Source organism: Ensifer sp. EB106-05-01-XG146, from assembly GCF_058791875.1.
This window is the reverse complement of the sequence record NZ_JBYTDX010000003.1, coordinates 460,661-477,205: the sequence shown is the minus strand read 5'-3', so window position 1 is coordinate 477,205 and position 16,545 is coordinate 460,661. Positions and strand designations below refer to the sequence as shown.

The window sequence follows — 16,545 nt, the reverse complement described above, 5'->3', positions numbered from 1 at the left end:
TGTTCACAACGAGGCTGCAGTTTCGGCCGCCACCTTGCGGAAGCGGCCAATGGAAAAGGCGTCTATCGGCGTAGTGCTGCGGCCCGCGGTGACGAGTTCTGCGAGCACTTCGCCGACGGCGGGCGCGGTCTGAAAACCTGCGCCGCAGAAGCCAAAAGCGTGGAAGAGGCCTGATGTCGTCTCGCTCGGGCCGATCACCGGGTTGCCGTCGGGCATTTCCGCCTCGGTTCCAGACCAGAAGCGGATGACCTGGGCTTCAGCCAGATGCGGAAAGAGCGTGATTGCACGCTGCATGACGGAGGATGCAGCCGTCACCGACGGACGCGAATAGTCGGGATCTCCAAGGGGCAGGCCGCGACCGCCCCCCATGACGTAGTTGCCGCGCGCCACCTGCCGGCCATAGAAGCTGCCGCCCTGTTCACCCATGCTGACGGGCAAACGCAATGGCAGAGGTTCGGTGACCACCATCGAGGGATAGATACGTGTCAGCGGTACAGGCTCGTTGAAATTCGCGGCAAAGCGGTCGGACCAGGCACCGGCGCTGTTGACCAGTTGTTGGCAGCGGATCTCGATGCCGTCGCCGGCGAGGATCTCGAAACCGTTTCCGGTCGCAGCGACGTCGCGCACCGGCGTCTGCTCCAGTACCATCGCGCCGGCGCGCTCGGCGGCTCTTGCGAAGGCGGGCGCAACGAGACGCGGATTGGCGTGGCCGTCATCGGGGCAGAGCGACGCGCCGACCGCCTGGGCGGAAAGCCAGGGGAACCGGTGCGCCAACGCCGAACCGGCAACGAGCTCAAGCCCCAACCCATAGTCCCGAACCGTCTCGGCATAGGCTTCGAGCTTGGCAAAATCCTTTTCCGTGCGGGCGAGCTTCAGATGGCCGGAGCGCATGTACTCGGCATCGATGCCGACCATTGCCTTGAGTTGCGGCCAGATACCGTGTGCGCGCTGCGACAAAGGCAATTGTTCGGGGGCGCGGCCCTGCCGGCGCACGCCGCCATAGTTCACCCCGCTCGCCTGCGCGCCACAATAGCCCCTATCGATGAGGGCGACTGAAAGCCCCGCTTTACGCATGGCAAGTGCTGCGGAGCTGCCGACCAGCCCGCCGCCGATGATCGCGACGTCGACGGAGATGCGCCATCTCATGACCGAGCCTCCGCTTCTACGGCAGCACCGAAACCAAGCGGGATCGGCTTGACCGGCGCCTGAGCGCGAAGGCGACCAACCTCACCGGGCGAAACGCCACAAAGCCCGCTCAAGAACTCGGTGGCAGCGGCGGAACACATGCGCCCCTGGCAACGTCCCATCCCGACCCGGCTCAGCGCCTTCAGGCGGTTGATCTCGCTGATGGAGCCGCTCGCAATGGCGCGGCGTCCTTCTGCAATGGTAATCTCCTCGCAACGACACAGCGTCGTCTCGTCCGGGACCGTCTCGAACCAATCAACCGGGAAGGGAAAGGCACGTTCGAGGATATCACGCTGCCGCAGGATCGCTTCGCGAGCCGCCATCAGGCGCGCTCCATCCGCTGATGCTTTCCCCGCATCCTCGAGCAGAGCGGCCGCGGCGAGCTCGCCCGAGACTTCCGCCGCATCGGCGCCGGCAATTCCGCTGCCGTCACCGGCAACGTATACGTTGGCCCGGCTAGTGCGCCCCATGGCGTCTCGCTCAGGCAGCCACACGCGATCGCGCTCGTCAAAACAGAAACGGCAGCCGGCAAGATCGGCAAGCTGGGTTTCTGGACGAAGGGCAAAACCGTAGGCGAGCGCGTCGCAGGATACCGTCTCGACGACCTCACCTTTGCTTGCCCGCCGACGGAAGCGAAGACCCTCGACCTGGCCCGTCCCGAGGACCGCCTCCGGCCGCACGCCGTTGCGGATCTTCACGCCGGCCAGCTGGAGCTGGAGCCCGTAGAAAACACCAAGCCCGACGATGCGCGGCGCATGGATGGCAAGCGACAGCAAGTGTCGCTTCGACGTGATGGGTGCTGTGTCGAGCACCGCCTCCACGCACGCGCCGGCCTTCATATATTGCCAGGCAACGAGGTAGAGCAGCGGACCGGAGCCCATGAAGACGATGCGGTCGCCAATTGTGCAGCCCTGGGCTTTCAGCGCCACTTGGGAGGCGCCGAGCGTGTAAACTCCAGGCGTCGTCCATCCCGGAAATGGCAGCACGCGATCGGTCGCGCCGGTGCACAGGATCAGTTGCGAAAAGCCGATCTGCCGATGCACGCCGGCCAAAAGGACATCGAGCTGATTGCCGTGCTCAGCCGCCGAAACATTCCAGACCAGCGTTTCGGGGCGATAGTCGATCGCAGGCAAGAGTGCCTCGAAAGCCTCGTGTAACCTTCTTGCCTTGCCGGCTTCCGAACCATAGCGGCTGCGATAGGATCGACCGTCGTCGATCAGCGGGCGTCGATAGATCTGCCCGCCAGCGCGCAGACCTTCGTCAAGCACGATCGGCCTGAGACCTGCGCGCACGAGGCGCTCGGCGGCGCGTATGCCCGCCGGTCCGGCGCCAACGATGACGGGCTGCAACGGCTCAATCATGGGCCGTCTCCGACACCGCGCCGAGATCGGTGATGAAAGCCATGCCCGCGAGCAAGGCGGTGCTGCAGGCGCGGACGCGGCTGCCTTGCGCCGTCATCACATAACAATCCTGACAGGCGCCGATCAGGCAGAAGCCGGCCCGGTTCTCCCCGGTGAATTCGCTCTGTCTCAGGCGACCGCTCACCGAGAGTATCGCCGTCAGTACCGTGTCGCCGCGGCGCCCGGTTTGGGCCGTCCCGTTCAATGTGAAGGGCACGAGTGTCTCGTCCAGGCGGTAGCGCCGCCGGAGTAACGGGTTCATCGACATCGGATATCAGCCCTTGCCCACAAGCAGCCGGTCGAGACCGAACAGGCGATCGAGGATGATCATCGTAACGGTGGCGAGTCCGATCATGAGCGTCGAAACGGCCGCCATCATCGGATCGATGGATTCGCTTGCGTACATGTACATGCGGACCGGCAGCGTTACCGTCGACGGCGAGGTCACGAAGATCGACATGGTCAGCTCGTCAAAACTGTTGATGAAGGCGAGCAACCAGCCGCCGCTGACACCTGGCAGCATGAGCGGCATGGTGATCCGGCGAAACACCGTCCACTCCGCAGCCCCCAGCGTGCGCGCCGCATTTTCGGCATTGCGGTCCATGCTGGTGAGTGACGCCAGGATCAGCCGCAGCGTATAGGGGGTGACGACGATCGCATGGGTGGCGACAAGCCAACCGAAGGACCCGCCCATGCCCATCAGCGAGAAGAGACGCAGGAAAGCGACGCCGAGGACCAGGTGCGGAATGATCAGTGGCGACAGGAAGAGCGCGTTCAGCGCCTCACGGCCGCGGAAATCGTAGCGGGTGATCGCCAGCGCCGCCGGAACCGCAAAAACGGTGGAGATGGTGGCTGACAGCAGGGCGAGCCTTACGCTGTTGCCGAAGGACGACATAAAGTCGGCATGATGGAAAACCGCCTTGAACCACCGTAGCGACAGCCCATTCCAGGGCATCGCCAGGGTGTTTTCCGGCGTGAAGGCCACGAGGCAGACGACCACCATCGGCGCCAGCATGAAGACGACGACAAGGCTATGGAATGCGAGAGCGATGGGTCCGTTTCTCTGCATGGCTTCAACCCAGCTTGCGCTTCGCCTGCCGCTCGATGAGGCGGTTATAGGCGAGCATGATGACGAGATTGGCGACAAGCACGATGATCGCGATGGTCGCACCGAGCGGCCAGTTCAGCTCGATCAGGAACTCGTCGTAGACAAGTGTTGCCGCCATTTTCAGCCGCCGACCGCCAAGCAGGCCGGGGATGGCAAACGAGCTTGCCGAGAGTGCAAAGACGATGAGGCTGCCCGAGAGGATGCCGAGAGCCGCCTGCGGAAAGACGACGCGACGAAGGGCGGTGAAGCGCGAGGCGCCGAGGGTGAGCGCTGCCGCCTCGACCGTCGGGTCGAGTTTCTGCAGAACGGTCCAGACGGGGATGACCATGAACGGCAGCATGATATGGACGAGACCGATGACGATCGCCGTCTCGGTGTAGAGAAGCTGCACCGGGTCAAGGCCGACAATGGCAAGCGCGCTGTTTACAAAGCCGTTCTTGCCGAGCAGCATGCTCCAGCCGAAGGTGCGCACCACCACAGAAACAAGCAGCGGGCCGATGATCACGAGCAAGAAGATCGACCGCCAGGGCTTGCGCATGTTCGAGAGGACGTAGGCCTCCGGCACACCGATCGCCACCGCGATGACCGTCGTCAGAAGCGCAAGCCGCAATGTCCGCCAGAAGGTCGAGAGATAATATTCGTCCTGCAACACCGTGAGGTAGTTGGCGAAGGTGAAGTCGCTCTGGATCCCGGCGGTATAGTCATAGCTGTTGAAGGAGAGGATCACCGTCAACAGAAGCGGCAAGAGCACGAGGCCGATGAAGAACAGGGTGGTCGGCCCGGAAAGAGCCAACGGCGCGAGCTGGCGCGGCTTGATGGCGGAGGTAGCGGCGCTCATCACTTGGCCGCTCCCGCCAGCACACGACAGTCGGCACTCTGCCAGGCAAGCCCAACGGTTTCGCCTTCCATCGGCGGCGGCGCACCGAGATTGGGAACAGCAACGGCAAGAACGCCCGCCGGTGTCTCGGCGCTGACCAGCCATTGGCTCCCCATGAAATAGCGTGTCGTCACTTTGCCCTGGATCTGGCCCTCGCCCGGCTCGGTCAATCGGAGCTTTTCCGGGCGGATGAAGATCGAGACTTTGCCATCCGGCTCGCGGCGGTCGGTGTTGAAGCGGATCGGCGTGTTGTCGATGCAGATCGACGCGCCCTTGCCGTTGAAGGACGAGGTCGCACACATGAAGTTGGACTTGCCGACGAAGGACGAGATGAAGTCGTTGCGGGGATGCTCATAGAGTTCGTAAGGCGTATCGACCTGGGTGATGCGCCCCTTCTCCATGACGACGACGCGATCGCTGATCGACAGCGCTTCAGCCTGATCATGGGTCACCATGATCGTCGTGATGCCGACGGTCTGCTGGATGCGGCGCAATTCGAACTGCATCTCTTCGCGAAGCTGCGCATCGAGGTTCGATAGCGGCTCGTCAAGCAAAAGCACCGGCGGATTGATGACAAGCGCCCGGGCAATCGCCACGCGCTGGCGCTGCCCGCCCGACATCTCGCGCGGGTAGCGATCGGCAAGCGCCGAGAGATGGACCAGCGACAGGATCTCCTTGATCCGTTTGTCGCGCTCCGGTTTTGCGACCTTGCGCATTTCGAGGCCGAAGGAAACATTCTGCGCCACGGTCATATGGGGGAAGAGCGCATAGCTCTGGAAGACTACGCCCAGTTCGCGTTGCGGCGGCGGCAAATGAGTGATGTCGCGCCCGCCCATGGTTATCGTGCCCGAGGAGGGACGCACGAGCCCGGTGATCATCTGCAGGGTCGTCGTCTTGCCGCAGCCCGAGGGCCCGAGCAGCGAGATAAACTCGCCCTTTTCGACCTCCAGATCGAAATCATGAACGGCTGCGACCGATCCATAATACTTGGAGACCTTCTCAAGGTTCAGGAAACTCATGCTCATTCTCCCCTGGGTCGCTACCCCTGAGATCGCCTGCCCCATTTTTCTTGTCGGCGATCCCGGCGGCTGCGACACGTCGTCAACCATCGAACCTTCCTTCAGGCGTTGAGATCTCCGGCGTACGCGAGTGCACCGATAAAGGCACGGTTTCGCTCTCGGAATAGCCTCTCGGCTATTCACGTCTGGCACATCCACCCCTTGAAGAAGGCTTGTGTGAATTAACTCCAGGAAATTGACGAAAAACACAAATGCAATTTTCTATTTCGGAATTTTTTGTTAGAAAAATCCGATATACGGAATTATGCCACGCAGATTTTGAAAGATTTTCGCAAATGTCGGAATCAGAGAACGCCGGAAGCTCCAGCCTCACCAAGGCGATCCACATCCTGAAAGACCTCGCAGATAACGCGAGCGAGGGTGTGCGGGTCATCGATCTCGCGCGGAGGCTGAATCTCAGCCAGCCATCGGCGCATCGGCTATTGAAGACCCTGATTGCCGAAGGCCTCGTGGAGCAAATGCCAGAGGGGAAATCCTACCGCCTGTCGCTGGAGTTCTTCTCGATCGCCTCGCAGGCGCGCAGGCGAGAAGGCATCCTCGACATCGCCCGGCCGTCGCTCTTGAGGCTGTCCGCCACCTTCAACGATACGGTCTTTCTGCTGGTGCGCAGCAATTTTGACGCAATCTGCCTCGACCGCGTCGAGGGTCCCTTCCCGATCCGCTCCTTTACCGGCGACATCGGTGGCAAGGTGCCGCTCGGCATCGGCCAGGGCAGCATCGCCATCCTCGCCCACCTGCCAGAGGAAGAACGCGAGGCGATCATCAAGTTTAATATGCCTCGCATCATGGACCGGGCGGCGATCGACGAGGTGGACCTGCGCATCAAGATCGAGGAGGTCAGGCGGATCGGCGCAGCCCAGATGAATTTCGAGATGATCGAGGGCATGGCTGGGCTCGGCGTGCCGGTAATTGACCGCAACGGCATCGCCGTCGCCTCCTTGAGCATCGGCACGCTGGCATCGCGCCTGACGGAAACGCGAAGCGGCACGATCACCGATCTCTTGAAGGCAGAGGCGCAAGCGATCAGCAGTAAGCTCAATCCCTTCGACCCGACCCTACGTTATCCGGCCTCCGCCTTGCGGGCCGCGCAGAAGGGCTGAACCTTTAGGAACATGCGACTGAACTACGGGCGGTACCTGCTTTCCGGGGGCTCGCTGACTGTGATGGAAATTGCAAATATCACAGGCTTCGCGGACACAGCGCACTTCTCGCGTGAGTTTCGCAAAGCGTTCGGAGACACGCCGAGCGCGTTCCGCGCATCAGAACGCACCAACGAGCATCAACTGGTAGCTGAAACTGTTGGGCGCCGAGCTAATGCTTCAGGATCTGACCGAGAAACAGCTTGGTCCGCTCGTGTTTTGGATTGTCGAAGAAATCATCGGGCCTAGCCTCCTCGAGAATCTGTCCCGAGTTCATGAAGATTACGCGATCTGCGACGGCCCTGGCGAACCCCATCTCGTGGGTGACGCAGACCATCGTCATGCCGTCCTTTGCCAGGCTCGTCATGGTATCAAGGACTTCGGACACCATCTCGGGGTCGAGCGCGGATGTCGGTTCGTCAAACAGCATCACGGCCGGCTGCATGCAGAGCGAGCGCGCGATCGCGACGCGCTGCTGTTGGCCGCCGGAAAGCTGGATTGGAAACTTGTGGGCCTGTTCCGGGATGCGTACCCGATCGAGGAATGTGAGCGCCCTTGCCCGCGCCTCCGCTTCCGGCACGCCGTTGATCCACATCGGTCCGACCATGCAGTTCATCAGCACGGTCATGTGCGGGAAAAGGTTGAAGTGCTGGAACACCATGCCGACGTTGCGGCGCACATCCGAGACATTGCGCATCTTCGGATGCAGGTTGATGCCGTTGACGACGATCTCACCTTCCTGGTGCGCTTCCAAGCGGTTGAAGCAACGGATCAAGGTAGATTTGCCGGATCCGGACGGACCGCAAATCACGATGCGTTCGCCCTTGCGGACCGTCAGGTTGATGTCGGTCAGCACCTGGAAGGCGCCGTACCACTTGGAAACATTTTTGACGTCGATGATGGTCTCGGCGCTCATCTGACCTTGCTCCTGGCATAGTGACGTTCGATGCGGGACTGGATCAGCTCGAGAACGATAGACATCGTCCAGTAGAGCATGGCGGCTGATATGAGCATTTCCATATGCTGGAAGGTCTTCTGGCCGAGCGTCCGTGCGAGAAACATGAGCTCCCAGACACCGATGACGGAGACCAGCGAGCTGTCCTTCAGCATGGAAATGAACTGGTTACCGGTCGGAGGGATGATGACCGGCAGCGCCTGAGGCAGGATGACCTTGCGCATCGTCAGCCCGAAGCCGAAGCCGATAGAGCGCGACGCCTCCCACTGGCCACGGTCGATGCTCTGGATGCCGGAGCGGAAGATTTCTGTCATGTATGCGCCGTAGCAGAGCGAAAGTGCCAGAATACCGGCCGGCACCGCGTCGATGATGAAGCCGAGCTGCGGCAGGCCGAGATAGATCAGATAAACCTGCATCAACAGCGGCAGACCGCGAAAGAAGGACGTGTAGAAGCTCGCAATCGCATAGGCGAAGCCGTTGGTCGAGAGCTTGGCCACGGCGCCGAGGATGGCGATCGCCGAGGCAATCACAATCGAGATCGCCGAAACATAGACCGTCGTCACCAGCCCTTGCGTGATGAGGAACGGCAACTTTTCCTCTATGAAGGGCAGGCTGAGATCGAAGGTCTGGAAGAAGGCGAGGAACAGCGCCAGCAACTCGAGCCAGACGACCACGATCTGGACCCTGAGGCTCGCAAAGCCGATCAGGACGATGTTGAGGCAGAAGAGCACCGCCACGACGAAGGCGGTCGCAAAGCGGCCGTAGAATCCGCTTTCGAGCGGCTCGCCGATCACTGGCCGCATCAATTCGCCCATCGTTGTGCCGGTCAGGCCGAAGGCCGTGAAGGCAATGAGGACGGCAGCGAACATGCTGGCCACGAACCATGGTTTGTGGACGAGTATTTCGGACTCGACAGTATCGGGATAAAGCATCTTTGGTCCCTTTGGACAACGTGCGGTCCGGCTGCCCGGACCGCCAGACATGGCTGCCTTACTTCACGACGGTGTAGTCGACGCCGTACCATTTCTCCGACAGCTTGCTCAGCGTGCCATCGTCCTGCATCGCCTTGATCGCTTCGGCGATCTTGTCGCTCAGCTCCTTGTCGCCGTGTTCGACAGCGACTGCGAGCGGTTCGTAAAAGACCGGGTCGCCAACCTGCTTGATCGGATAGCCGGCCTTGATTGCGTCGCGAATGCTGGGCAGCGACGATACGACTGCGTCGAGCCGCACGCCGTCACCGAGGCGCAAATCATCGAATGCGGTCGTCGAGTTGGCGTAGGACTTCACCTCTTTCGGCTTGAAGGTGTATTCGAAGGCAGGTGCGCCAGCAGCGTCGAGGGTCAGATCCTGTTTGGCATAGGCTTCGAAGGTGGACGTCGCCGTCGCGCCGACGACCTTGTCGTCCAGATCGATCAGGCCGACCACAGGGCTGTCCTTGTGCACGGCCACGGCGGCCGGGGTGTAGTAGTAGACGGCCGGGAAATCGAAGACCTTGGCACGCTCCTTTGTCGGCGTCATCGAGCCGACATGCATGTCCCAGCGCCCCTGCCAATTGCCGGCCGTGATGATGTCCCAGCCGGGGGTAACAAACTCGACACCGACACCCAACCGCTTGGCGAGTTCCTTGGCGACATCGACATCGAAGCCGTCCATCTCGTTCTTTTCGTTCATGAAGGACTGCGGCGCCCAGTTGGCGTCGGTCGCTACCTTCAGTGTCTTTGCATCGAGCACGTGGTCGAGTACGGCCCCGGCGTGGGCCGGAACGATCGCGAGCGACAAGGCAAACGATGCCGCCGCGGTGAGTTTTGCGAATGTGTTCATGTTGTCGTTCCCTTTGTCGTTCTGGTTTTTGACAGGGTCCTCTTCCTGCCATCGGGTTGATCTTGAGTTCTGAGCCCGCCATCCGTCTTCCGGCGATACGAGGTAGCGCGGCGCTGCCCCTTCCTAGAAAACGTGGAAGTCAGCGCTCTCCTTTTTCAGCCATCTCGTCGCGGACGCGCCGGGCCACACGGAACGCTTCGACGCCTGCGGGAATGCCGCAGTAGATCGCGATCTGCACGAGTGCTGCGCGAAGCTCTTCGTCGGTCAAACCGTTGCGGATCGCCCCGCGAAAGTGGACGCCGAATTCGTGCATGCGGTTGAGCGCTGCAAGCATTCCGAGGTTCAGTAGGCTGCGGCTCCTCAGGTCGAGGCTTTCGTCCGTCCAGACGGTGCCCCAGCAATGTTCGTTCAACAGATCCTGAAACGGCCGCGAGAAGGCATCGCTGCTGCCAATTGCCCCATCGACATAGTCATCGCCAAGCACCTGGCGTCGGATGGCCTCTCCCCTTGCTCGCAGTGCTTCATCCATCGACCGTCTCCCCCTGGCTCATGAACTCGCCCATCAGCGTTGCCACGACGTCGGGCGCCTCGATCAAGATGGAATGGCGAAGGCCCGGCAGGATACGAAGCTCGGACCCGGGAATGCGCTCGTGCATGTAGCGCGCCATGCGCGGGTTGGAGCCGGCATCGTCTTCGCCGGTAGCAATCAGCGTTGGGCATCGGATCTGGTCGAGAAAGCCGCCGAAATCCGTTTCCGCCAACACACGATAGGCTGCCGCGTAGCAGTCGGGGTCGTTTTCGGCGTCCCGCGCCCTTAGCCGTTGGATCACCTGCGGGTTGTTCTCCTGGAACTCTTCCGTCAGCCAGCGCGACAGCGAGGCATTGTGATGGTCGGCAGGCGTTCCGTCTCTGAGGGCGGCGAGGCGGTCGAGAACCCGCTCACGCTCGGCCGGCGTGCGGCCGGCGACGGTCGACAAGAGCGCCAGCCTGCGCAGACGTCCAAGGTGGGTCAGAGCGAGACGCTGGGCGATCAGGCCGCCCAGCGAAAAGCCTGCAAGATTGAAGGTCGGGAAGCCCGCTGCGTCGGCAAGCCCCAGCGTCTCGTTGACGAAGTCGTCGATCTCGTAGCGGCCCTTGACCCGGCTGGAGCGGCCATGACCACGAAGGTCGAATGTCAGGATCGTGAACCGGTCCTTCAAACGTTCGACCACGCCCGACCACGCTTCGAGATAGGAGCCGACGCCGTGGATGCAGACGAGCGGTTCGCCTTCTCCCTCGATGCGGTAGTTGAGCGTCACCTCTCCGACGGTATGGCGCTGAGCTCCTGCCATGTTCAGGCACCCACCGCGATACGCTTCTGTTCCTTCTCACGGGCCGCGAAGAAGGGCATGATTTCGCTGACAAATAGCTCCAGCGTCCGCTTCTGCAGCTCGAACGGCAGATTGAAGGTCAGGCCCAGGCAATACTGGTCCACACCGGCGGCCTCATAGACCAACAGCTTCTCGATCGCTTCGTCCGGCGTGCCGAACATCAGGTTCTTGCGGATGTTGTCCGGATTGTAGTTGTCCTTGCCCTTGACCGCTTCGTAGGGCACTGCCTCGGGGAAGCCGTTGTGCACCGTGCCGATGTTCTGCATGAGGTTTTCGAAAGCGCGGCCGTAGTCCATGCTGTGCTTGACGGCATGTTCCCACCCATCCGGCCGGTCATAGACGCAGGTGCGGCGCTGCATCATAAAGCGCGGGCGCGGCACCTCCGGATGATCGGCGACCGCCTTGCGAAATTTCTCGGAGAGCACGTGGATTTCGGCTTCCGGCGCGGAGAGCGGCGTCGATAGGATACTGGCGCCGTTTGCGATCGCCCAGTCGAAGGTTCCGGGATCGCGCGCCGCCACCCAGATAGGCGGGTGGGGTTGCTGCAGCGGCTTCGGCACTGCCGCCGTGACCGGAAACTTCCAGTATTGTCCCTCATGGGCATAGTCGCCGGACCAGAGCTTCTTCACGGCCGGCACGATCTCCTTCATGTAGGCCACCCCCTCCTGCTGCGGAATACCACCCGCCATACGGTCGAACTCGTACTGGTAGGAACCGCGCGCGATCCCGAACTCAAGGCGGCCATTGGTCAGGTGATCGCAGAGCGCCGACTCGCCGGCGAGCCGGATGGGATTCCAATAGGGCGCGACCAGAGTGGAGGTGCCAAGCCGGATGCGATCCGTGTGCTGCGCGAGCCAGACCAGCGTCTGGAACGGATTGGGGGAGATCGTGCATTCCAGCGTATGGTGTTCTGCAGTCCACAGCGTTTCGAAGCCGCCTTCGTCGGCAAGCCGCGCGAGTTGCAGCAAGTTGCTCTTGACCTGCTCCATCGGAGTATCGGGGGAGAAGCGTTCCATCGTGAGGGAGACTGCGAACTTCATGTTTTCTGCCTTTCCTGTGCCCGTGCTTTTGCTGTCACTTCAGACGGATGACGAAGGGGTCCTGCATCGCGCCGGAGTAGTCGACGATGACGTTCTTCAACCGCGAGAACTCGTGCATGACCTCGAACCCGCCGCGCCGGCCGTAGCCGCTTTCCTTGAAGCCGCCGTTGGCAGACATGAAAGACGCGGAGCGGTAGGTGTTAATCCAGACGGTCCCGGCATCGATCCGGTTGGCGAACCGCAGCGCCCGGTCGATGTCCTTTGTCCAGATGCCGGAAGCCAAGCCGTATCGCGTATCGTTGGCGAGCCGGATCATCTCTTCCTCGTCGCGGAACGGCATGACGCCGACCACCGGACCGAAGAGTTCGTCGCGCATGAAGGTCATGTCGTTTTGCGCATCGACCATCACTGTCGGCTCGAAATACCAGCCCCCTGACGAAAGCCCTTGCCGCTGCGGACGCCGCCCGCCGGCGGCAACGCGCGCCCCTTCCTTGACGCCGGAGGCCACGTAGGATTCAACCTTGGAGAGCTGATCGGCGAGCGCGAGCGGACCGATGTCGGTGTCCTCGACCGCCGGGAGACCGACCCGTATGCGTTGCGTTCGGGCGACGAGCGCCTCAACGAAGCGATCATAGATGCGCTCCTCGACGAAGCAGCGGGAGCCGGCAACGCAAGTCTGGCCAGCGGCTGCGAAGACCCCGGAGACGACGCCGTTGACCGCATGTTCGATGTCGACATCACCAAAGACGACGTGAGGCGACTTGCCGCCAAGCTCCATCGAGCACGGAACAAGGTTCTGCGCGGCGTTGCCGGCGATGCGCCGGCCGGTGGCCGTGCTGCCTGTGAAGACGTATTTCGCAACGCCAGGATGACGCGTCAGCGCCTCACCGGCGCTCTGGCCCGTACCCGTCACGACATTGACGACGCCGGCGGGAAAGCCCGCCTCGTGGATCAGTTCCGCAAGCGCCAAGGTCGAGGCGGTCGCGTGTTCCGAGGGCTTGATGACGACCGTATTGCCGATTGCAAGGCACGGTGCCAGCGTGCCGGTCAGAAGCATCAACGGCGAATTCCACGGCGTGATCATGCCGACGACGCCCAAGGGCTCGCGCAGGTTGAAGTTCAGCGTATCGAGACGATTGATTGGAATGGTCTCGCCCTGCAGCTTGTCGGCCATGCCCGCGAAATAGTGATAGCTGTCTGGCATCGAGCGCATCTGCGCCCGGGTTTCCTTGAGAAGCTTGCCGTTGTCGCGCGTCTCGATTTCCGCCAGCCTATCGGCATTGGCGCGAACAAGTTCGGCGAGACGGCGCATCAGCGCGCCGCGATCGGTCTGCGTCATGCGGCGCCAGGCCGGGTCGCGGAAGGCGGCGGCGGCAGCAACGACGGCTGCCCCGACATCGTCCGCACCTGCTTCAGCAAAATGATACCAGGGCTCGCCCGTCGTCGGGTCGAAACTGGCGATGTAGTTGCCGTTCTTCGGTGCCACGAACTGCCCGCCGATGAACAGCAACTGGCGCGAACCCTCGATGGAACTGACCGTCGTCTTCATTTCAATGTCCTTGGTCTTGGGAGGTCTGAAGCCAGGTGCGAGCTTCGCCGTCGATCATCGCCACACGGCCGCCGTCGTCGGAATCCATGTAGATGCCGAAGCGGCCGGCTTGCCGCTCGCGCACGTAGCGGCGCAACATGGATCGCAGTTCGTGCGTCGCGATCGCATCGTCAGGAAGATCGTCGAGCGGGAAGAAGCGCAGATCGGATGGCAGGCTCTTGCCGGCGCCGCCCTCACCCGCCAGCCGTGCGCGATAGACCAGGTAGCCCGGATCGCTGTCGGCGACATCGAAGACCGAGTAAAGGAAGGTCTCGTCCGGGACGAGGCTGAGCGCGTCGCCACCGTCGATGACGAGCTGGCTGTCGGCTTTGCGGCGCCGTGCTGACGGCAGAACCCAGCCGCCCTTGCCATCCGAACGCAGCAGCAAGCCTTCACCGGCCTCGATCAGATAGCCGATGATCATCCCATGCGACGCAAGCCAGCCGTTTGGCAGCGGGTCCTTCACACTGGCATAGCGGCCGCGGCAAAAGCCGAGCGGTGCGGTGGGACTGGTGCCGAATGCGCGAACCTGGCCGATCAGGATTGCATGGTCGCCGGCGTCCACGGTGTTGTAAGTCGTGCAATCGAACCAGGTCAGGCTGTCAGTCAGGACCGGCGCGCCCGTGTGGATATGATCGTGGGTCACCGACTGGAATTTGTCGGGGGATTTCGAGGCAAAGTTTCCCGAGACGTCGACCTGTCCTTCATGGAGGATATTGACCGCAAAACATCCCGCATTCGTGAAGGCAGGAAAGCTCGACGCGGATTTCGCGACGCAGACCAATAGCAGCGGCGGATCGAGCGAAACCGACGTGAAGGAATTCGCCGTCATTCCACGCGGCGTGCCGTCTTCGTCGCGGGTGGTGATGACGGTGACACCGGTTACAAACGTGCCGAAGGCGCGACGAAGCGCAATCGGATCAATCGGCACGTCCGTCGATGCTGCTGTCTCAACCATGCGCTTTTCGCCTCCTCACCATCAAGTTGGTTGGAGGCTAACGCCGTGATGGCGACCATGCTTCCATGGCTTCAAAGGAGGAGCGAAGGAACTTCTCCATCGATCCCGAGGAGACCATCAAAGGCGCAGAAGATCGGTGGCGACGAGGTCACAAGGCGATACTTGGCCGATGAAGATAAGCTAACTGCTGGCGGTAGAGCGGTTGTCGATGACGCCGTGCAGGCGGATCGCGAGCTCGACGGCAAAGCGCTTTTCCGGCGTCTCGACATCGACGCCGAACAGTTCCTGGATGCGCGCCAGCCGATAGCGCAGCGTCGTCACATGCAGGCCCATAGCATCGGCACAGGCCTGATTTCGGCAACCTTCCTGCAGATACACCGACAGGGTTTCGAGGTAAGGAGTACCGTTGTCCCGGTCGTGATCGACAATGGCGCCCACGCTCTCCTGCACGAAGCCGCGCACGTCGACCGCCTCGCAGGCGGCGACCAGCATCGGCAGCGGGCCGAAATCCTGGGCGGAGACCGCCCCGGTCAGGCCGAATGAACGCCCGATGCGGATCATCCGGGCGCAGCGCTCCCAGGCCGGCGGATAGTCCGAAAGGGCCGCACACCGATTGCTGGCGACGACGATAGGTGCCTCGTCGAAATAGCGGCCGAGTTCCTCGGCGATACGCCGCGCGAGCTTTGTCGTGCGCTCTTGCCGCTTACCCGTATCATGAGGGACGAGGCAGACGACGCCGCCCTCGACCGCGATCAGGTTTGCCTGGACGGATGCCTGCTGCATGACACGCGAGAGCGTGTGCTCCACATCGACAGAAGCGCCGCCAAATGCCTTCGTCTTATCCGGAAAATCGACGACGATCATCTGCTGAGGCGTTGAGAAGCTGAGCCCGAGCCGTTGAGCCCGCTGGGCGACATCACCGGCATTACGCCACCGCGCCTCCACGATCTCGAAAAAGAGTTCGGTCTGCGTCCGCGTCTCGAAGCGAAACCGGATGAAGCTTCGCATCATCTGCACGCTCAATGCAAACTTGGCGCTGTCGAGCATCAGGAGATCGAGATCGCTGAATTCGCGGGTCGTCGGGAAAATGATGAGCGCCCCAACCAGTTGATTGTCGACCATCAGCGCTTCGATGCGGGCCGTTATTTTGAACCGTTGCGTGCCGTCGTCGAGGTAGAGGCTCACGGCGTCGGCCGTCCCGCGCTCGACGGCATCACGGGCCGCCTTCATCAGCGGCCGGCTAAGAACGGTAGCGGCCGCCTGCTGCCAACCAGCCTCGTCGTAAAGCGCATTCGGCGACCGGCCAGCAACGACCTGATTGGCCGTGAAATCAACGACGACGGCCGGGTTCGGCAACATCTTCCCAACCATGCTGGAAAGCGATGCGACCGACCCGTCGCTCAACACATGTTCGAGCAGCGACGTATGCGCCTCCAGCGCGCGTTCCAGCCGCTGGGCGGATCGCTTCTCAGCTTCGAGACGGTGTTCCCGTTGGACGGCGATGGCGCCGAGGTGGATGATCGTGCCGAGAAAAGCAAGGTCGTCCTCCGACACTTCAGTCACCTCGCGGGCGATGACGCTGAGCACCATCGGGCGGCCCTCAGCATCCCTGCAGTTCATCGGCATGACGAGCACCGTTCGATAGTCGCGCTCGAAGGCCTCTTTTCTGTAGCCCGGAAACTCGCCCGACGCACGCGCGTCCCTGATATAGACGGGCTCATTGCGCTGCAAGGCGATCAGGGAGGGGCTGGTCGCCAGCTCCCACTTGTCGGGCAGCTGCCGCTCGATCAGCGTTGGATCATGGCGCACGATGACATACGCATACCCATGCGCAGCGTCGATCCCCATGATTGAGCCTAGGGCCCAGTTCGCATGGCGGCATGCAGCGGCGATGAGCTGCTGCAATGCCGTCTGAAGATCGCTACCGCTGTTAATCTGGCTCGCGATGTCGCGGAGCGACAATATCCGGGACTTCTGATCCAACTGCCTCGCCTCTTGATTTCTATCAATCAACATGCGCGCCGG

17 protein-coding genes are annotated in these 16,545 nt (G+C 62.0%); 2 read left to right on the top strand and 15 right to left on the bottom strand.

Translation table 11 applies throughout. The annotated features are described in order from the left end of the window. Positions 1-3: 3 nt before the first annotated feature. From AC3WVQ_RS30970 to AC3WVQ_RS30945, 6 genes are read right to left on the bottom strand one after another with little or no spacing between them, the layout of a single operon-like run. Positions 4-1,146, bottom strand: a complete 1,143-nt coding sequence (locus AC3WVQ_RS30970; protein WP_060607885.1) for an NAD(P)/FAD-dependent oxidoreductase — start codon at positions 1,144-1,146, stop codon at positions 4-6. Continuing rightward, entirely contained in the window at positions 1,143-2,546 is a 1,404-nt protein-coding gene (locus AC3WVQ_RS30965; RefSeq protein ID WP_060607888.1) for an FAD/NAD(P)-dependent oxidoreductase, read from the bottom strand. The genes AC3WVQ_RS30970 and AC3WVQ_RS30965 overlap by 4 nt, the downstream gene beginning before the upstream one ends. Then, positions 2,539-2,853 (bottom strand): (2Fe-2S)-binding protein, encoded by a 315-nt coding sequence (locus AC3WVQ_RS30960; RefSeq protein ID WP_060519053.1) that lies wholly within the window; start codon positions 2,851-2,853, stop codon positions 2,539-2,541. Before AC3WVQ_RS30960 ends, AC3WVQ_RS30965 begins: the two co-directional genes overlap by 8 nt. A 6-nt stretch (positions 2,854-2,859) precedes the next feature. Further along, positions 2,860-3,654 carry an ABC transporter permease gene (locus AC3WVQ_RS30955; RefSeq protein ID WP_060607891.1) on the bottom strand — a complete coding sequence of 265 codons (795 nt, stop codon included), beginning with the start codon at positions 3,652-3,654 and terminating at the stop codon, positions 2,860-2,862. 4 nt (positions 3,655-3,658) lie between these two features. Continuing rightward, positions 3,659-4,531, bottom strand: coding sequence for an ABC transporter permease (locus tag AC3WVQ_RS30950; protein WP_060607894.1), 873 nt, complete (start codon positions 4,529-4,531; stop codon positions 3,659-3,661). Beyond that, the gene (locus AC3WVQ_RS30945) at positions 4,531-5,589 is read right to left on the bottom strand and encodes an ABC transporter ATP-binding protein (protein ID WP_060607897.1); all 1,059 of its coding nucleotides are present in this window, start codon (positions 5,587-5,589) and stop codon (positions 4,531-4,533) included. The genes AC3WVQ_RS30950 and AC3WVQ_RS30945 overlap by 1 nt, the downstream gene beginning before the upstream one ends. A 335-nt stretch (positions 5,590-5,924) precedes the next feature. Here AC3WVQ_RS30945 and AC3WVQ_RS30940 point away from each other — a divergent pair, with 335 nt between their 5' ends. Further along, on the top strand, positions 5,925-6,749 hold the full coding sequence (locus AC3WVQ_RS30940; protein WP_060607900.1) for an IclR family transcriptional regulator: 825 nt from the start codon (positions 5,925-5,927) through the stop codon (positions 6,747-6,749). A 12-nt stretch (positions 6,750-6,761) separates the two neighbouring features. Further along, the gene (locus AC3WVQ_RS30935; RefSeq protein WP_082566333.1) at positions 6,762-7,037 is read left to right on the top strand and encodes a helix-turn-helix domain-containing protein; all 276 of its coding nucleotides are present in this window, start codon (positions 6,762-6,764) and stop codon (positions 7,035-7,037) included. Here the strand turns inward: AC3WVQ_RS30935 and AC3WVQ_RS30930 are convergent. The 9 genes from AC3WVQ_RS30930 to AC3WVQ_RS30890 form a co-directional block, all read right to left on the bottom strand. Further along, entirely contained in the window at positions 6,961-7,704 is a 744-nt protein-coding gene (locus AC3WVQ_RS30930; protein WP_034799947.1) for an amino acid ABC transporter ATP-binding protein, read from the bottom strand. The two genes, AC3WVQ_RS30935 and AC3WVQ_RS30930, sit on opposite strands and share 77 nt — an antisense overlap. Then, positions 7,701-8,675 carry an amino acid ABC transporter permease gene (locus AC3WVQ_RS30925; RefSeq protein WP_034799945.1) on the bottom strand — a complete coding sequence of 325 codons (975 nt, stop codon included), beginning with the start codon at positions 8,673-8,675 and terminating at the stop codon, positions 7,701-7,703. Before AC3WVQ_RS30925 ends, AC3WVQ_RS30930 begins: the two co-directional genes overlap by 4 nt. 58 nt (positions 8,676-8,733) lie before the next feature. Next, positions 8,734-9,564 (bottom strand): transporter substrate-binding domain-containing protein, encoded by an 831-nt coding sequence (locus tag AC3WVQ_RS30920; RefSeq protein ID WP_060607905.1) that lies wholly within the window; start codon positions 9,562-9,564, stop codon positions 8,734-8,736. 139 nt (positions 9,565-9,703) lie between these two features. Continuing rightward, a complete protein-coding gene (locus AC3WVQ_RS30915; protein WP_034799942.1) occupies positions 9,704-10,093 on the bottom strand; it encodes a carboxymuconolactone decarboxylase family protein in 390 nt (129 codons plus the stop codon). Beyond that, a complete protein-coding gene (locus AC3WVQ_RS30910) occupies positions 10,086-10,895 on the bottom strand; it encodes an alpha/beta fold hydrolase (RefSeq protein WP_034799940.1) in 810 nt (269 codons plus the stop codon). The genes AC3WVQ_RS30915 and AC3WVQ_RS30910 overlap by 8 nt, the downstream gene beginning before the upstream one ends. A gap of 2 nt (positions 10,896-10,897) precedes the next feature. Next, the gene (locus AC3WVQ_RS30905; protein WP_192444538.1) at positions 10,898-11,974 is read right to left on the bottom strand and encodes an LLM class flavin-dependent oxidoreductase; all 1,077 of its coding nucleotides are present in this window, start codon (positions 11,972-11,974) and stop codon (positions 10,898-10,900) included. Positions 11,975-12,008: 34 nt separating this feature from the next. Next, positions 12,009-13,523 carry an aldehyde dehydrogenase gene (locus tag AC3WVQ_RS30900; RefSeq protein ID WP_060607908.1) on the bottom strand — a complete coding sequence of 505 codons (1,515 nt, stop codon included), beginning with the start codon at positions 13,521-13,523 and terminating at the stop codon, positions 12,009-12,011. A 1-nt stretch (position 13,524) separates the two neighbouring features. Continuing rightward, positions 13,525-14,520: a flavin reductase gene (locus tag AC3WVQ_RS30895; protein WP_060607910.1), complete on the bottom strand. Its 996-nt coding sequence runs from the start codon at positions 14,518-14,520 to the stop codon at positions 13,525-13,527. A 180-nt stretch (positions 14,521-14,700) separates the two neighbouring features. Then, positions 14,701-16,503 (bottom strand): helix-turn-helix domain-containing protein, encoded by a 1,803-nt coding sequence (locus AC3WVQ_RS30890; protein WP_060607913.1) that lies wholly within the window; start codon positions 16,501-16,503, stop codon positions 14,701-14,703. Between the last annotated feature and the right edge of the window lie 42 nt (positions 16,504-16,545).

What these genes read in the sequence shown, in the direction of transcription:
- AC3WVQ_RS30930 (WP_034799947.1), bottom strand. Translation starts at nt 7,704, where the DNA reads ATGAGCGCCGAGACCATCATCGACGTCAAAAATGTTTCCAAGTGGTAC.
- AC3WVQ_RS30900 (WP_060607908.1), bottom strand. Translation starts at nt 13,523, where the DNA reads ATGAAGACGACGGTCAGTTCCATCGAGGGTTCGCGCCAGTTGCTGTTC.
- AC3WVQ_RS30940 (WP_060607900.1), top strand. Translation starts at nt 5,925, where the DNA reads ATGTCGGAATCAGAGAACGCCGGAAGCTCCAGCCTCACCAAGGCGATC.
- AC3WVQ_RS30915 (WP_034799942.1), bottom strand. Translation starts at nt 10,093, where the DNA reads ATGGATGAAGCACTGCGAGCAAGGGGAGAGGCCATCCGACGCCAGGTG.
- AC3WVQ_RS30910 (WP_034799940.1), bottom strand. Translation starts at nt 10,895, where the DNA reads ATGGCAGGAGCTCAGCGCCATACCGTCGGAGAGGTGACGCTCAACTAC.
- AC3WVQ_RS30970 (WP_060607885.1), bottom strand. Translation starts at nt 1,146, where the DNA reads ATGAGATGGCGCATCTCCGTCGACGTCGCGATCATCGGCGGCGGGCTG.
- AC3WVQ_RS30950 (WP_060607894.1), bottom strand. Translation starts at nt 4,531, where the DNA reads ATGAGCGCCGCTACCTCCGCCATCAAGCCGCGCCAGCTCGCGCCGTTG.
- AC3WVQ_RS30960 (WP_060519053.1), bottom strand. Translation starts at nt 2,853, where the DNA reads ATGTCGATGAACCCGTTACTCCGGCGGCGCTACCGCCTGGACGAGACA.
- AC3WVQ_RS30920 (WP_060607905.1), bottom strand. Translation starts at nt 9,564, where the DNA reads ATGAACACATTCGCAAAACTCACCGCGGCGGCATCGTTTGCCTTGTCG.
- AC3WVQ_RS30945 (WP_060607897.1), bottom strand. Translation starts at nt 5,589, where the DNA reads ATGAGTTTCCTGAACCTTGAGAAGGTCTCCAAGTATTATGGATCGGTC.
- AC3WVQ_RS30935 (WP_082566333.1), top strand. Translation starts at nt 6,762, where the DNA reads ATGCGACTGAACTACGGGCGGTACCTGCTTTCCGGGGGCTCGCTGACT.
- AC3WVQ_RS30905 (WP_192444538.1), bottom strand. Translation starts at nt 11,974, where the DNA reads ATGAAGTTCGCAGTCTCCCTCACGATGGAACGCTTCTCCCCCGATACT.
- AC3WVQ_RS30955 (WP_060607891.1), bottom strand. Translation starts at nt 3,654, where the DNA reads ATGCAGAGAAACGGACCCATCGCTCTCGCATTCCATAGCCTTGTCGTC.
- AC3WVQ_RS30895 (WP_060607910.1), bottom strand. Translation starts at nt 14,520, where the DNA reads ATGGTTGAGACAGCAGCATCGACGGACGTGCCGATTGATCCGATTGCG.
- AC3WVQ_RS30925 (WP_034799945.1), bottom strand. Translation starts at nt 8,675, where the DNA reads ATGCTTTATCCCGATACTGTCGAGTCCGAAATACTCGTCCACAAACCA.
- AC3WVQ_RS30965 (WP_060607888.1), bottom strand. Translation starts at nt 2,546, where the DNA reads ATGATTGAGCCGTTGCAGCCCGTCATCGTTGGCGCCGGACCGGCGGGC.